Source organism: Leifsonia sp. EB34, from assembly GCF_041260585.1.
Classification (GTDB): Bacteria; Actinomycetota; Actinomycetes; order Actinomycetales; family Microbacteriaceae; genus Leifsonia.
Map to the genome: position 1 here is coordinate 956,996 of NZ_JBGCCV010000001.1, position 14,999 is coordinate 971,994.

Sequence of the window (14,999 nt, forward strand, 5' to 3'; positions counted from 1 at the left end):
CCCTGCGCGGCTACACGCGCGTCAGCCCTGACACTCGTGCCGGATCGTGGGCTGGAGACCGGGACGCCCGGTCACCGCAGCCGTGAGCCGGGGCCGCGCCTCCCGGCCACCAGGTCGTCGCCGAGGGCGTCCACCGGACCGACGATCACCGACTCCAGGCGGCGCACGACGTCGAGGTAGTCGCCGGTCCAGATGATCCGAACGGCCCGTGCGACGATGTGGCCGGAGTCGTCGCCGAGGTCGTCCGCGACGACGTCGGCCAGCCGGCGCCGGTCCTCCGGGTCTGGCTGCAGGGGCGCGGGGAGCGGCTCGCCCGCCACGAGGCTCGCCGCGAGCTGCTGGTACCAGCCGTCGAGCCGGGCGAGGGAGGCCTCCAGCGGCAGGCGTGCGTCCGCGCGCCCCTTGTCGGCGTTCTCGGCGGCGGTCTCGGCGCCCGCCTTCTCGGGGGCCTCCTGCCGGCGCCAGAGGTCGAGGATGGCGTCGCTCGCCAGCCGGACGCCGGCGACGCCGCCGACCGACGCCGACACCTCGGCGAGCGGGCGCTGCTTGCTGCCGCGCTCCCCCAGGTAGGTGCGGAACGCGTCGTCGAGCCGGCGCGCGGCGGCGGCAGCCCGGAGCGCCTGCTGCCGCAGCTCGGGCTGCTCGGTCGCGTTCGCGTCGCAGCGTCCCAGCCCGAAGGCGACCGTCGCGCCGAGGTAGCGCACGCTCTCGCGATACGCCTCCGCCAGCGCCTGGCGGAGCGACGCCGCCGCTCCCCGCGGCCAGAACAGCAGCCCGACCACCAGGCTGACCGCGCAGCCGAGCGCGATGTCCTCGATGCGGATCAGGCCGACCGTCCAGCCGGACGGCGCGATGAGGTTGAACAGCAGCACCAGCAGGATGGTGAACGCCGCCTGCCCCGCCGCGAACGAGATCGCCGCGGGCGCGACGCCCGCCACCAGGATGGCGATCGGCAGGAGCACCCAGATCACGACGCGGTTGTCGCCGATGACGAGCATCGCGAGCGCGCCGAGCAGCACGCCGACGGCGGTGCCGACCACGCCGCGCAGCACGGTCTGGCCGGTGCTCAGCGCGTTCGAGCGGAGCACGGAGAGCGTGCCGAGCACGACCCAGAACGAGTGCTGCACGCCGGTGAGGTTGGCGAGCAGCACGGCCAGCCCGAGCGCGATGGCGCCGCGGATGCTGTTGCGCAGCCACACCGAGTTCCAGCCGAGGAAGCCGCTCGCCCGCTCGGCCGCGGCGGCGACCGGCCCCGCCAGGTCGCCGGGCTGGCGACCCAGCAGGCGCTGCCACCACGTGCGCCGCTCGGCTCGCGCCGTGAGCGCGATGTTGCCGGCCACCGTCTCGACCGCCTGGGCGAGCTCCTGCGCGCGGAAGCCGGGGTCGAGCGCCGTCACGACCTCCTCGGCGACCAGGCGCCCGCCGTCCGGATCGGGGCCGACCGGGAGGCTCATCGTGGCGGCCTCCACGCCGGTGCGCGCCTCCGTCAGGAGGGCGAGCGCGGAGTCCAGCGCGGCAGGGTCGCCGGCGTGCTGCGCGAGGAGACCGGCTCCCTCCTCCAGCACTGCCGCCGCCGTGCTCTTCACCTCGAACGCGGCGACGTGCACGGGTCCGGGTGTGGCGGCGGTGATCTTGACGTGGTCGAACTGCGCGATCACCGAGTTCAGCCAGTTCAGCTCGTCCACCAGCCGCACGATCGTGCGTGCGGAGGTGCTCAGGCCGGTCGGCCGGTACGGCGTGCGCAGGAACGCGGTGTGCAGGGCGCCGACCGCCGCGTCGGCCTCCGCGATGGCCCGATCGCGCTCCTCCGCGAGGTCCGGGCTCCCGGCCCGGAGCATCGCCGCGGCCTCGGCGCGCAGCCGCGCCGCGAGCGCCCGGCAGGCGTCGACGGCGGGCCCGCGCAGCGGCTCCCGGGCCGGAGCGGGCCAGAGCACGACGATCGCGACGACCGCGACGGCGGCCGCGATCCCCCAGCCGAGCAGGCGCGGCCCGATCGAGGCGACCGTCCCGGGGAGGGTGACGGGCAGGATGAACGCCAGCAGCAGGGAGGTGCTCGCCGAGGCGGTGACCGAGCTCACGGAGCCCGCGAACAGCACGGCGAACGCCACGACGGCCATCGCGACGGCGGAGAGCCAGACCGGCCGCGACGCGAGGGTCCCGAGGCAGACGAGCACCGCGCCCGCCACCGCGAGCGCGAGCTGGGCCTGCACCCGGTCGACGAGCGGCCCGCTGAAGTCGACCAGCAACAGCATCGCGAACGAACCGAACGCGGCGAAGGTGGCGACCTGCCCGTCGTGGAGGACGAGGCTCCCGAAAGCGAAGAGGAGCGGCATGACGATCGCGGCCCGGCCGGCACGGCGCAGTGCGGCGAAGTCGGGGTCGTGCCGCCTCACCCAGTCCGCCGCGCGCATCCGCCCTCCTCGCCCGTCACGGCACACCCTAGCCGGTGCGCGCCGTCTGCGGAGGGGCGGCCGCAGGTGCACGACGAGGTGGTGATGAACAGCAGCGACGACGTCTTGCCCGCCCAGGCCGAGGCTCTGAGCGCGTCGGGGAAGTTCATCCCGTTCGCCAAGATGACGTGGCTGCTGTTCGTGAGGGCGCTCTCCTGGGTTCGGTGCTGGGTTCGGTGCTGGGGTCGGCGCTGGACGCCACCCCTACCCGCCCTACCGAGCGGTGCCGGAGGGCCGGGCGGCGTCCGCGCGCTCGGCGAACGCGATCAGTCGTTGCTGCGACTCCGCGTACGACGTCGCCACGGGCACGTCGCGCCCGTCGCGCACGGCCTCCGCGGCGTCCACCGCCGCGTCGATGGCCACCCGGTACGGCAGCGAGCCCGTGCTGACCCTGCGGACGCCGAGGACCTGAAGGTCGTCCAGCCCGAGGCCCGGGACCACCAGGACGTTCAGCGGCAGCGGGATCACGGCGGCGAGCCGCTCGATGGTGGCGGGATCGGTGACGCCGGGGACGAAGATCCCGTCGGCTCCGGCGTCGGCGTAGCGCTCGGCCCGGGACGCCACGGCCTCCACCGTGTCGTCCTCGTGGAACCAGAAGGAGTCGACGCGCGCGTTGACGAACACGCCGGCGGCCAGCCGTTTGACCGCTGCGATCTTCGCCGCGGGGAGCGCCGGATCGACCAGCCGGCCCTCCGCGGAATCCTCCAGGTTCACCCCGATCACGCCGTCCGCGGCCAGCCCGGCGACGAACGCGGCGACCTCCTCCGGGTCGTCGCTGTAACCGTCCTCGATGTCGGCGGTGACGAAGACGTCGAGGGCGGCGATCCGGCGCACGAGCGCGACCGTGGCGTCCCGGCTGGCGCTGCCGGCGTCGGGGCGGCCGGCGGACGCGTTCACGCCGAAGCTGGTCGTGCCGACCGCGGGGAAGCCGGCGGCGGCGAAGGCGATGGCGGAGCCGGCGTCCCAGGCGTTCGGCAGCAGGAGCGGCCGGTCGCCGTGGTGCAGGGCGCGGAAGGCTGCGAGGTCGCGGAAGGTCATGGCTGGAGGCTAGCGGCCCAAGCGCTCCAACGGCTGCACAGACGCTGCGGAATCCGACACCGCCGAGCCGTCGAGGGTGGCGAACGTCTCCGCGATCCAGTCCGCGATGATCCCCGCGACATACGGCATGTTGTCGATGGAGATGTGCTCGGTTCCGCCCTCCGGGTCGTCGAAGACGCGCAGCTCGCGGCGCGGGCTGTTGACCGCCTGCTCGTAGGTCTCGTGGGCGTAGCGGACCGGGATCTGGCGGTCCCCCGCACCGTGCGTGATCAACAGGGGCACGGTGATCTGCTCGGCCACACCGTTGAGGTGCATGTCGGCGGTCTTCTCGATGAAGGCGTCCATCGAGTCGACGCCCCAGACCCAGAAGACGTGGTCCCAATAGTGGGGCACCGGGTTCTCGCCCTCGCGGTTGCGCCGGGCCTCCTGGACTGCGGCCCAGTCGTGGTTCGCACCCCAGGCGACGGCGAGCCTCAGGCGCTTCTCGAACGCGGCGGCGCGCGGAGCGTAGTAGCCGCCGAGCGACCAGCCGACGATGCCGACGCGATCGGGGTCGGCATCCAGTTCTCCGGCGTTCGCCTCGATCCAGTCGACGATCGCCGCTGCCCAGACTTCGGTGTCGTGACGGGCGGTGAGGCCGCGCAGGCGCAGGGCTTCGCCCGAGCCGGGGGTGTCGATCATCAGGGTGGAGATGCCGCGCTCCGCGAGCATCCGCGGGAAGCCGGAGTAGTACATCATCTCCTTGGTCGAGTCGAGGCCGTTCCACTGGACGATCACGGGATGCGGTCCGTCGCCGGGTGCCCGATAGAAGTAGCCGGGCAGCGAGGAGTCCTCGTAGGGCACCTCGACGCGGGTGAGCGGGACACGGCTGAGCTCGACGTGCTTCAGCAGGAGGTCGATCGACTTCTGGTAGGCGGCGTTGCGGCCCTCCCAGCGGGGCGACTGCAGGCGCTCGGCCTGGGACGTGTAGAGCGACGCGCGGTAGTAGGTCTCCCCCGCGCCGATCCGGCGGCCGGCGGCCTCGTCGGCGGCGGCTTTGGCGACGAGCCGGTCGGCCACGGCCGCCCAGGCCGCGTAGAGCTCCGCGGTGCCGGCGTCGTCGCCGTTCTGCGAGGCCAGCAGGACCGGCTTGCACGCCCGGTCCACCTCGTCGAGGAAGCCGCCGTTGTTGAGCGTCGCGACGACCGCGAGACTCCAGACGTAGTTGGTGGGGAAGTACATGAACACGGGAGGACTCCTTAGGTCGTCGTGATCGTCGCGCCGCTCGCGATGCGGTCGGCGAGGTGCTTGGCCCCGGCCGTGGAGGCGAACCCTCCGTCGACGGGGAGGTCGACGCCGGTCAGATAGGCGGCCGCGTCCGAGAGCAGGAACACGGCGACGCCGGCGACATCGGCGGGCCGGCCGAGGCGTTCGAGGGGTGTGAGGTCGAGTTGCGCCTCGCGCATCGCGTCCGGCGCGTTGGCGGTCATCGGTGTCTCGATGAAACCGGGATGGATGGTGTTCACCCGGATGCCGCGCGGCCCGAACTCGGTGGCGGCGACCCGGGAGAGACCGCGGAGGCCCCACTTGGAGGCCGTATAGGCGGCGGTGTAATGCCCGGTCAGCCCGGCGACGGAGCCGACGTTGACGATGGACGAGCCGGCACCCATCAGCGGCGCGAGCGCGCGCATCCCGAGCATCGGACCGGTGAGGTTGATGGCGAGGACGCGATCCCAGTCCGCGCGCTCGGTCGCGGCGATCCCCGCACGATGGGTGACGCCGGCGTTGTTGATGAGGCCGCGCAGAGGTGCTCCCGCGAGCGTGTGCGCGAGGTCGGCGGCGAGCTCCGCCCAGGCGCCCTCGTCGGTCACGTCGAGACGGCGGAAGTCGATCCCCGCGGCGAGCGCGCCGTCGGGGTCGACCACGTCGGTCGCGACGACGGTCGCACCCAGCTCGGCCAACAGGTCGGCCTCCGCCGCGCCCTGGCCGCCGGCCGCGCCGGTGACGACGACGGTCGTCCCGTCGAGGCCCGCACCCCATCCGGCGGCGGAGGTCACAGCGCGACCCGTTCTTGCCGCGTCCGGGCGCGGGAGCGCACGCGCGCAGCCGGCAGCTCGGGCGCGGGGACGGCGGCCCCGACCGGCCCGAGCAGCTCGCCGATGCCCTCCACGACCATCCGCACGGTGTCGCCCTCGGTCAGGGGCGGCGGCGTGAGCTCTCCGCGGCGCCCCCACAGCTCGGCCAGGCAGCCGCCGTTCCCGGTCGTCCCCGAGCCGAGGACGTCGCCGGGGACCACGCGCGAGTTGCGGGAGGCGTAGGCGATCAGCTCGGGGAACGGCCAGCCCATGTTCGACACGAGGTCGTGCCCGATCCGCTCGTCGTTCACGAAGACCTCGGCGCGGACGGCGAGGAAGCCGTCGTCGTCGAGGTACGGCTCGAGCTCGTCGGCGGTGACGATCCACGGCCCGAGGCTGGTGCCGAAGTCCTTGCCCTTGGCCGGGCCGAGGCGCACCTTCATCTCGCGCGACTGCAGGTCACGCGCAGACCAGTCGTTCATGATCGTGTAGCCGAAGATCGCGGACGCCGCATCGGCAGCGGTCAGGTTCGCGCCGCCGGCGCCGCCGACCACGGCCGCGACCTCCAGCTCGAAGTCGAGCCGGGCCGTGACGGGAGGCCGCACGGCCTCCCCCGGGCCGAGCACGGTGTGCGGGTTGGTGAAGTAGAACGTCGGCGCCTGGTACCACTCGGGCACCACTTCGCTCTTCCCGTCGACCGACGCGCTGACGCCCTCCACGTGCTCCTCGAAGGCCACGAAGTCGCGGATCGCCGCGGGCACGAGCGGCGCGAGCAGACGCACGCCGGCGAGCGGCGCGCCGCCCTCGTCGCGGACCGTCGCGAACAGTCGGTGCGCCTCGTCCAGCCCGCGCGCGAGCACGTCGGCGACGGTCAAGCCGTCCGGGAACGGGATCACCCGGTCCCCGATGACGAAACCCTCGGCGACGAACCCTTCGGCGACGGCACCGGTCGGGGCGGTCCACCGGGCGATCCTCATGCCGGCTCTGCCATCCGGTGGGCGATCCCGAAGATGAGCCCGGGGGCGTCGGCCTCCCGGTCGTGGTCGATCTGCCACTGCCCGAGCTGCACGGAGGCGTCCACGACGGCCTGGGCGCGCGGCACCCGGCGAGCGTGGAACGCGTCCCAGAGCGCGTCGTCGACGGTGTCGGCGGCGAGTAGCAGCTCGGTCAGCACGAGCGCGTCCTCCAGCGCCTGCGCCGCCCCCTGCGCGATGGTCGGAGGGCAGCTGTGCGCGGCGTCGCCGATGACGACCGAGCGGCCGCGGTTCCACGGCGCCGGGACGACGTGCTGCGTGAACCAGGTGTAGTTGACGTGCGCACCGGCCTTCAGGTCGGCGCGGATGTCGTTCCAGGGGCCGCCGTAGGCCTGGGACTCCTCCAGCATGATCGCGACCGCCTCCTCGTCGGTGAGACCGACACGCTCCTGCGCAGGCTCGACCAGGAAGGCGTACATGGTGTCCTCACCGGTGGGCGTGTAGCCCGCGATGTAGACCGGGCCGCCGTAGTACAGCTCGCTGCGCTCGACTGAGGCCGGGCGGGAGACGAACGAGCGCCAGATGCCCATGCCGGTCGGCTGCGGCCGGGTCTCGATGCCGATCAGCTCGCGGACGGCCGAGTTGAGGCCGTCGGCGCCGATCAGGAGGTCGTAGGTCCCGACCGGGGAGCCGTCGACCTCGACCGCGACACCGTCGGCGTTCTCCGAGACGCCGGTCACCTTCGCCCCGAAGCGGACCGTCGCGCCCGCCGCCTCCGCGTGGTCGAGCAGGATGCGTGCGAGGTCGGGGCGGTACATCCCGCCGGTCGCCGGGTAGTCCGGTCCGCCGGTCTTCACTTCCGGCAGCTCGGCCACGACCGGGGCGTCCGGCCCGGGCGCCCGCAGCGTCAGGCCCTCGAAGAAGTAGCCCATCGCCTGCACGTCGTCCCAGACGCCGAGCGTCCCGAACGCGCGCAGGGCGTTGCCCTGCAGCGTGATGCCGGAACCGAGGGCGCTGAGCTCCGGCTTGGACTCGAAGACGTCGACCCGGACTCCGGCCTTGGCGAGCTGAATGGCGGTGGCCAGGCCCGCGACGCCGCTTCCGGCGATCGCGACCGTGCTGACAGCGGTCATGTGGGAGAACCTCTCTGTTCTGCGGGATGCGTATGCGTGCTGCGGGCGAGACGCTACAGCAGCGCGATGGGGTTGACCGGCGAGCCGACGGCCGCCGTGATCGGCAGCGGCGGCGCCGAGAGGAGGAAATCGTATCTCCCGAGCCGCAGGCACTCGTCCGCGAGCGCCTCCAGGTCCCACATCTCGCCGATGGTGAGCCCCAGGTTCGGGATGACGACCTGGTGCAACGGCTGGAAGGCCGGGACGTCGAACTCGTTCGGACGCACCTCGAAGCCCCAGGTGTCGGTGGCGATCGCAGCGATCTCGGTGTCGTGCAGCCAGCCGGCGGTGGTCAGGGAGAGGCCCGGAGCCGGGCCGCCCGCGTACTCGCCCCAGCCGTCGCGGCGGGCGCGGGCGAGCTGGCCGGTGCGCACCAGGACGATGTCTCCGGTGCGCACCGCGCTTGTCGCGCCCTGCGCCTCCACGCAGGAGCGGAGGTCGTCGGCGGTGATCGCGTAGCCGTCCTCCAACTCCCCGGTCTCCGGTCGGAGGTGCCGACCGACATCCAGCAGTACGCCTCGCGACACGATGACGTCCGCCGCGTGCTCGATCCCGGTCACCAGGTCGCCGTCGCTCGTCACGACGTCGCCCGCGCGGCGTCCGTTCCAGGCGTAGCCGTGGTCGAAGATGTGGCCGAGGCCGTCCCACTGCGTGGAGCACTGCAGCGGCATCGCGATCACATCGTCCGCGCCGCCGAGGCCGTGCGGGAAGCCCTGGTTGCCGCGCTCGGCGTCCGTGCCGGTGTCCAGCATCGTGTGCACCGGATTGGTGCGTCGCCGCCAGCCCTTCTGCGGGCCGTTCATGTCGAACGACTGGGACAGGGAGACCGTGACGCCGTCGCGGACGAGAGCGGCCGCCCTCGTCCGCGTGGACGCGTCGATGAAGTTGAGCGTGCCCAGCACGTCGTCCTCGCCCCAGCGGCCCCAGTTGCGGTAGGCCTCGGCCCGGGAGGCGATCTCCGCCTCCGGGTCGAGCCGGTCCAGGTCCGCCGGACGCTCGCTCGGCGCCGTCATCTCAGCCGCGACCCTGCACGGCGTACGGGTTGAGCAGCGCCTCCTTGATCTCGTCCGGCACGCCCTCCTCGGTCGCGCTCGGGCCGTCCGCGGGCGGGAAGGACTCCGTCATCGACATCGGCATGGCGCCGTTGCGGTAGAAGTTGCTCGATCCCAGCGACGGCTTCCAGGTGTTCGGCTGCCAGTCGGGCACGTAGTTGCGATAGCCGCCGGTGTTCAGCTCGATGCGGAGGGTGGACGGCTCGCGGTAGTAGAGGAAGGTCTGCTCGCCGATGCCGTGGATGGAGGGGCCGTACTCGATGGGGACGCCGTTCTCCATCAGGGTGTCTGCGGCGATCAGCAGCTCCTCGTAGGTGTCGACCCAGAACGCGTAGTGGTTGACCCGGCCGGCGGCGGTGGAGCCGTCGAGGACGACGCCGAGGTCGTGCGACTTCTCGTTCGTGGTGAGCACGGAGAAGATCGAGATCGGCGCCTCGTCGAGCACGGTGCGGGCCATGATGCGGAAGCCGAGCACGTCGTTGTACCACTGCGCGAACGCGTCCACCTCGCTGGTCGCGATCGTCACGTGGTCGAGCTGGCGCGGGGCGCCGGCGACCTTGCTGCGCTTCTCCGGGCGGTCCGGGTAGATCGAGGCGACGTGGCCGGGCGCCTGGTGGCGGGTGACGTCCCAGTGCAGCGTCATCGAGTGCCCCCACGGGCCGGTGAAGCGGTAGGCCCGGCCGATGGCGTGGAGGTCGTCGATCCACTCGCCCTGGACGCCGGCGGCCTCCACGCGGGCCGCGGCCTCCTCGAGCGCCTCCGGGCTGGAGGTGCGCCAGGCCATCGTCACGAGGGTCGGCTGCGGGCCGGGCGAGACGACGAGCGAGTAGGCGTAGTAGTCGCCCCAGCAGCGGAGGTACACCGACCCGTCGATGCGGTCGACCACGGTGAGCCCGACGTGTTCCTCGTAGAACTTCACGGACGCCTCGACATCCGGGGACGTGATCTCCACATACGACAGGTGGGAGAGAAGCTTGATCATCCTTGATCCTTTCCAGACAGGGCGAATGTGATTGCCCGGTCTCTACTATCGAGATCGCGTCGGCATCAGGGAACCGCGTATCGGCTATGCCGGGAATCGATGAGACTGATTTCCTAGGTCGGCATCGGTTGCTCTTCAGTCGTTGTGCGACGCAAGACGGTGGTCGCATGCGCTCAAGTAGGCCCGCGTTCTACCCTTCACAGGCCCAGCTTGTGTCAGAATCGAGCATGGCTAGGGATTCCGCACTCCGATTCGGCGCGCAGACCGACGAGGTCATGAGCCTGCTGCGCGTCGTCAACCTCGTCCGCACCGGGGAGGCCGACACCCGCCCCGAGATCGGCCGGCTGACCGGGCTCGGCCGCGGCGTCGTGGCCCAGCGGGTCGAGGCTGCGATCGAGATGGGCTTCCTTGAGGACGGCGACTACGGCCCCTCCTCGGGCGGCCGGGCGCCGCGGACCCTCCGCTTCCGCTCCGACCGGGGCACCATCGTGATCTGCGCGCTCGGCGCCCTCCACATCCGGGTCGGCCTGGCCTCCCTCGACGGCGAGGTACAGGCCGAGGCGCACTGCGCGTGGGACATCGGCCGCGGCCCCGCGGAGACGATCGACCGCGCGCTCGGGATGATCGACGAGCTCCTGGCGGCGCAGGAGCCGCGCCCGGTCTGGGCGGTCGCCGTCGGCGTCCCCGGCCCGGTCGACTTCGAGACCGGCTCCCCCGTCGCGCCGCCCATCATGCCGGGCTGGAACGGCTTCGACGTGCGCCGCCGCTTCGAGCAGCGCTTCGAGGCCCCGGTGTGGGTGGACAACGACGTGAACCTGCTGGCCTTGACGGAGCGCAGCCACCGCCGCGACGACAACGTCGACCTGATCTACTGCAAGGTCGGCAGCGGCATCGGAGCAGGGCTGGTCTCGCACGGCCGCATCCACCGCGGCGCGAACGGCGCCGCCGGCGACATCGGCCACGTGCGCGTGCGCGACTCCACCGCGGTGTGCCGCTGCGGCAAGGTCGGCTGCCTGGAGGCGGAGGCCTCCGGCTGGGCGATCATGCGCGACGCGCAGCTCGCGATCGACGAAGGCGCAGGCGGTGTCCTCGCCGGCCTGGTCGAGCGCGGCGAGGCGCTCACCCCGGAAGCGGTGTCGATCGCAGCGCAGGACGGCGACGCGCTCGCGATCTCCCTGGTGCAGCGTTCGGCCCGACTGATCGGGGAGTCCATCGCAGCCCTGGTCAACATGTTCAACCCCGGTGTGATCGTGGTCGGCGGCGCCGTGTCGTCGGCGGGCGAGATCTTCCTCGCGGAAGTGCGCCAACGCGTGTACGAGCTGTCACTGCCGCTGGCGACGCGGGACCTGTCGATCGTCCGCTCGATCGGCGACGAGCGGGAGCCGCTGCGCGGCGGCGCGGAACTGGCGATCGAGGAACTGTTCGAGGTGACGTTCCCGCGGTGGTTCGCGGACGGGCGGCCGACGATCGAGCGGGTGAAGGGGGTCGCGTAGCGCGGGGGTGTCAGCTCTTCGTGCTAGTCTCGCCTCATCATGATCAGCCCGTGGCCGAAAGGCGCGGGCTGATTTTCTTTGTGGGGGAGAGTCATGGTCGCGTACAACAAGCCGTGGCTGTCGGTGGACCAGCAGGTCGCAAGACTGGCAGAGCTGCTGAGCGAGTTTCCGAGTTCGGAGGTGCTCACTGTCGCTTCCTTGGGCGTGCCCGAGGAATGGGAGTTCCTCGAACTCTGGAGCCGCTGCCCTACCCCGCCCCGCCGTAATACGGCCACGGCAGGAACCGCCGCTCCCCTCTCCGGTCCGGCCCGCTCAGCGTGACCTCCCCCGTCGCCGCCCACTCCACCCCCGCGGGAACATCCGGATGAATTCGATGCGGCGGAAGGTGTCGATGTCGTGGCCGATGGTGATGGTGAAGGAGCGGCCGGCGCCGTACTCGTTGATCCAGGCGATCGGCTGGTTCGTGTTCATGCCGGGGAGGGCGGCGATGCCCTCGGGCGGGATGGCGACCGGGTAGTGCGACATCGGCCAGACCGGCGCCTTCTCGTACGACTCCAGGTCGTCGTAGGTGGTGAGCAGCACCTGGGCGCCGTCGAGGAGTTCCACGCCGGTGAGGATGTCGTCGCCGGTGACCGTCCAGCGGGCGCTGATGCCGTCGGTGATCGCGTGCCGCGGCTCGACCGTGTCGAGCTGCGCCTCGCCCCAGGGCCGCGGGCGGAGGCCGCCGGCGACCGTCAGGCGCGAGCCGCGCATCGTGTTGTACTCGTCGGGATAGCCCCAGTCGTCCTCCTGCGCGGCCGAGCCGTGGAACCAGACGATGCCCTTGCCGTGGTCGTGCACGAACCGTAGCAGCGCGGCGTCGGTCTCCGGGCCGAAGCCGACGGCCTTGTCGTGGTAGCCGTCGCGGCCCTCGAAGACGACGACGACCACGTCGTACTTGTCGATGATCCCGGCGCCGAGCCCGCGCGGATCCTCCACGACCCGGACGCGGAACCGGCCGGTGTCCTCCAGCAGGGTGGTGATCCACTGGTTGTGGAGGCGGAAGCTGCGGTGCTCGTTGTCGTGCTCGCGGGTCATGTGACCGGAGAGGAGGAGCACGTCGAGCTGATCGTTCGGAGCGGGAACCTCGGCCATCAGTCCGCTTTCGTGGAGAACGCGGCGTCGAAGGCCGCCGCGGGCGGGGTGATCGCGTTGAGCTCGCGCACGAACGCGATGGCCTCCGGTGCGCCCTGCAGGCGGTCCATGCCGGCGTCCTCCCACTCCACCGAGGTCGGGCCGGTGTAGCCGATGAAGTTGAGGGCGCGGAAGATCGGCTCCCACGGCACCTCGCCGTGCGCGGTGGACACGAACGTCCAGCCGCGACGCGGGTTCGCCCACGGCAGGTGCGAGCCGAGGACGCCGTTGCGGCCGTCGAGGTTGGTGACCGACTCCTTCACGTGCACGTGGAAGATGTGGTCGGCGAAGTCGAGCACGAACGCCACCGGGTCGAGCTGCTGCCACATGAAGTGCGACGGGTCGAAGTTGATGCCGAAGCTCTCCCGTTGGCCGATGGCCTCCAGCGTGGCCTTGGCGGTCCAGTAGTCGTAGGCGATCTCGGACGGGTGCACCTCCAGCGCGAACCGCACCCCGACCTCCTCGAACACGTCGAGGATGGGGTGGAAGCGGTCGGCGAAGTCGCGGTAGCCGGCGGCGATCCACTCGTCGGAGGCGGGCGGGAACATCGCGACGGCCTTCCAGATGGACGAACCGGTGAAGCCGGTCACGGTCTTCACGCCGAGGGCGGCGGCCATCCGGGCGGTCAGCTTGAGCTCCTCTGCGGCGCGCTGTCGCACGCCCTCGGGGTCGCCGTCGCCCCACACCCGGTCGTTCAGGATGTCGCGGTGGCGTTCGTCGATCGGGTCGTCGCAGACGGCCTGGCCGGCGAGGTGGTTGGAGATGGTCCACACTTTCAGGCCGTTGCGGTCCAGGATGTCGCGGCGGGACTGGACGTAGTCGGCGTCGTCCCAGCGCGAGACGTCCAGGTGGTCGCCCCAGCAGGCGATCTCCAGGCCGTCGTAGCCCCACTCGCCGGCGAGCCTGGCCACCTCCTCGAACGGCAGGTCGGCCCACTGGCCGGTGAACAGGGTGATCGGTCGGGTCATCGTCGTCTCCTCTACACGCTCGCCGGAACCGCGGCGCCGGCCCCGACCGCGACCCAGGCGGAGTCCTTCGCCGCGCTCTGCTCCACGGCGGCGAGCACGCGCTGAACGGCCAGGCCGTCGGCGAAGCTCGGGTCGAGTTCGGTGCCGTGCGCGATGGCGGTCACGAAATCGACCACCTGGTGCGAGAAGCCGTGCTCGTAACCGAGCATGTGCCCGGGCGGCCACCAGGCCGACACGTAGGGGTGCTCGGGCTCGGTGACCAGGATGGTCGTGAAGCCCTGCAGCTCGGCGGGCGCCGTGCGGTCGTAGTAGCGCAGCTCGTTCAGCCGTTCCAGATCGAACGCGAGCGCGCCGTCCGTGCCGGAGACCTCGATGGTGAGCGCGTTCTTGCGGCCGGTCGCGAACCGGGTGGCCTCGAACGACACGAGCGCGCCGCCGTCGAGCCGGCCGGTGAAGATCGCCGCGTCGTCCACGGTCACGTCGCCGAGCTCCCCGGTGGCGCTGCCGGTGAAGCCCGACCGCTCCCCCAGCACGGGACGCTGCCGGACGATCGTCTCGACAGTTCCGGACACCCGCGTCACGCGCTCCCCGGTCACGAACTGGGTCAAGTCCACGATGTGCGCGCCGATGTCGCCCAGTGCGCCCGATCCGGCGTGCTCCTTCTGGAGGCGCCAGCCGAGCGGAACGGACGGGTCGACCAGCCAGTCCTGGCGGTAGGCGGCGCGGACCTGCCGCACCTCGCCGATGGTGCCGCGCGCGATGAGGTCCTGCATCAGCGAGGCCGCCGGCACGCGCCGGTAGGTGAACCCGACCATCGCGCGAACGCCGCGCTCGGCCGCCCGCTCGGCTGCGGCCGCCATCGCCTCGGCCTCCTCGACGCTGTTCGCGAGCGGCTTCTCGCACAGCACGTGCTTGCCGGCCTCCAGCGCCGCGATCGCGATCTCGGCGTGCGAGTCGCCGGGCGTCACGATGTCGACCAGGTCGATGTCGTCGCGCGCGATCACCTCGCGCAAGTCGGTCGCGTGCTCGGCCCAACCCCACTTTGCAGCGGCGCGAGCGACCGCCTGCTCGTTGCGGCCGACGACTACGGCGAGTTCCACGGCCTCCGGGAGGTCGAACGCGCGCGGCGCCTGCCGCCAGCCGACCGAGTGCGCGGCCCCCATGAAGCCGTAGCCGATCATGGCCACACGCAACGGGTGCCCGCTCTGATGACCTGCGGTCATGCGAGCACCAGCTCGCGCTCGACCGGGACGCGGTTGGTCACGTAGCGGCCGGGGCCGCCGTCGACGCCCGGCATGATCTGCATGTAGAGCAGGCGCATCGTGAGCACGACCTCCACGGTCAGCTTCTCGCCCACCACGGGCGCGTGGCCCAGCGGGATCACGATGTCCGGCCGGTCGGCGACGAACCAGAGTGTCTCGGACTGGTGCGGCAGTTCCTCGACACGGTAGCTGCGGCCGTTGAGCACGAACCGGAGGTCGTCGCGCGGGATCGGCACGCCGTTGACGCTCGCCGCGACGTCGTCCACGGCGGACAGCCAGAGGCTGCGGTACCAGGGGAGCTGGACCGAGACCGCGATGCCGTCGTCGGTGCGCCGGACGTCCTTCTCGGAGAACAGGGAGTTGTGAGTGGCCATCGGGTCC

At 71.9% G+C, this 14,999-nt stretch carries 13 protein-coding genes; 1 reads left to right on the forward strand and 12 read right to left on the reverse strand.

The window, feature by feature from the left end:
• Positions 1-71: 71 nt before the first annotated feature.
• The 8 genes from ABIA36_RS04525 to ABIA36_RS04560 form a co-directional block, all read right to left on the reverse strand.
• Positions 72-2,411 carry an FUSC family protein gene (locus ABIA36_RS04525; RefSeq protein ID WP_369961076.1) on the reverse strand — a complete coding sequence of 780 codons (2,340 nt, stop codon included), beginning with the start codon at positions 2,409-2,411 and terminating at the stop codon, positions 72-74.
• Between the two features lie 252 nt (positions 2,412-2,663).
• The gene (locus ABIA36_RS04530; protein WP_369961077.1) at positions 2,664-3,488 is read right to left on the reverse strand and encodes an isocitrate lyase/phosphoenolpyruvate mutase family protein; all 825 of its coding nucleotides are present in this window, start codon (positions 3,486-3,488) and stop codon (positions 2,664-2,666) included.
• 9 nt (positions 3,489-3,497) lie between these two features.
• Positions 3,498-4,709, reverse strand: coding sequence for an alpha/beta hydrolase family protein (locus ABIA36_RS04535; protein WP_369962078.1), 1,212 nt, complete (start codon positions 4,707-4,709; stop codon positions 3,498-3,500).
• Between the two features lie 17 nt (positions 4,710-4,726).
• Positions 4,727-5,524: an SDR family NAD(P)-dependent oxidoreductase gene (locus tag ABIA36_RS04540; RefSeq protein ID WP_369961078.1), complete on the reverse strand. Its 798-nt coding sequence runs from the start codon at positions 5,522-5,524 to the stop codon at positions 4,727-4,729.
• Positions 5,521-6,519: a fumarylacetoacetate hydrolase family protein gene (locus ABIA36_RS04545; RefSeq protein WP_369961079.1), complete on the reverse strand. Its 999-nt coding sequence runs from the start codon at positions 6,517-6,519 to the stop codon at positions 5,521-5,523. Before ABIA36_RS04545 ends, ABIA36_RS04540 begins: the two co-directional genes overlap by 4 nt.
• Entirely contained in the window at positions 6,516-7,649 is a 1,134-nt protein-coding gene (locus ABIA36_RS04550) for an FAD-dependent monooxygenase (RefSeq protein ID WP_369961080.1), read from the reverse strand. Before ABIA36_RS04550 ends, ABIA36_RS04545 begins: the two co-directional genes overlap by 4 nt.
• A gap of 53 nt (positions 7,650-7,702) precedes the next feature.
• Positions 7,703-8,701: a cyclase family protein gene (locus ABIA36_RS04555; protein WP_369961081.1), complete on the reverse strand. Its 999-nt coding sequence runs from the start codon at positions 8,699-8,701 to the stop codon at positions 7,703-7,705.
• A 1-nt stretch (position 8,702) separates the two neighbouring features.
• Complete coding sequence (locus tag ABIA36_RS04560; RefSeq protein ID WP_369961082.1) at positions 8,703-9,722, reverse strand: VOC family protein; 1,020 nt, start codon at positions 9,720-9,722, stop codon at positions 8,703-8,705.
• A gap of 227 nt (positions 9,723-9,949) precedes the next feature.
• Here ABIA36_RS04560 and ABIA36_RS04565 point away from each other — a divergent pair, with 227 nt between their 5' ends.
• Complete coding sequence (locus tag ABIA36_RS04565; protein ID WP_369961083.1) at positions 9,950-11,215, forward strand: ROK family protein; 1,266 nt, start codon at positions 9,950-9,952, stop codon at positions 11,213-11,215.
• Positions 11,216-11,527: 312 nt separating this feature from the next.
• On the opposite strand, the gene ABIA36_RS04570 is transcribed toward ABIA36_RS04565, so the two are convergent.
• The 4 genes from ABIA36_RS04570 to ABIA36_RS04585 are packed head-to-tail and all read right to left on the reverse strand — an operon-like array spanning position 11,528 to position 14,992.
• On the reverse strand, positions 11,528-12,349 hold the full coding sequence (locus tag ABIA36_RS04570) for a ThuA domain-containing protein (RefSeq protein ID WP_369961085.1): 822 nt from the start codon (positions 12,347-12,349) through the stop codon (positions 11,528-11,530).
• Positions 12,349-13,356: a sugar phosphate isomerase/epimerase family protein gene (locus tag ABIA36_RS04575; protein ID WP_369961086.1), complete on the reverse strand. Its 1,008-nt coding sequence runs from the start codon at positions 13,354-13,356 to the stop codon at positions 12,349-12,351. The genes ABIA36_RS04570 and ABIA36_RS04575 overlap by 1 nt, the downstream gene beginning before the upstream one ends.
• A gap of 11 nt (positions 13,357-13,367) precedes the next feature.
• On the reverse strand, positions 13,368-14,537 hold the full coding sequence (locus ABIA36_RS04580) for a Gfo/Idh/MocA family protein (RefSeq protein WP_369962079.1): 1,170 nt from the start codon (positions 14,535-14,537) through the stop codon (positions 13,368-13,370).
• 38 nt (positions 14,538-14,575) lie between these two features.
• A complete protein-coding gene (locus tag ABIA36_RS04585) occupies positions 14,576-14,992 on the reverse strand; it encodes a DUF6379 domain-containing protein (protein ID WP_369961087.1) in 417 nt (138 codons plus the stop codon).
• Between the last annotated feature and the right edge of the window lie 7 nt (positions 14,993-14,999).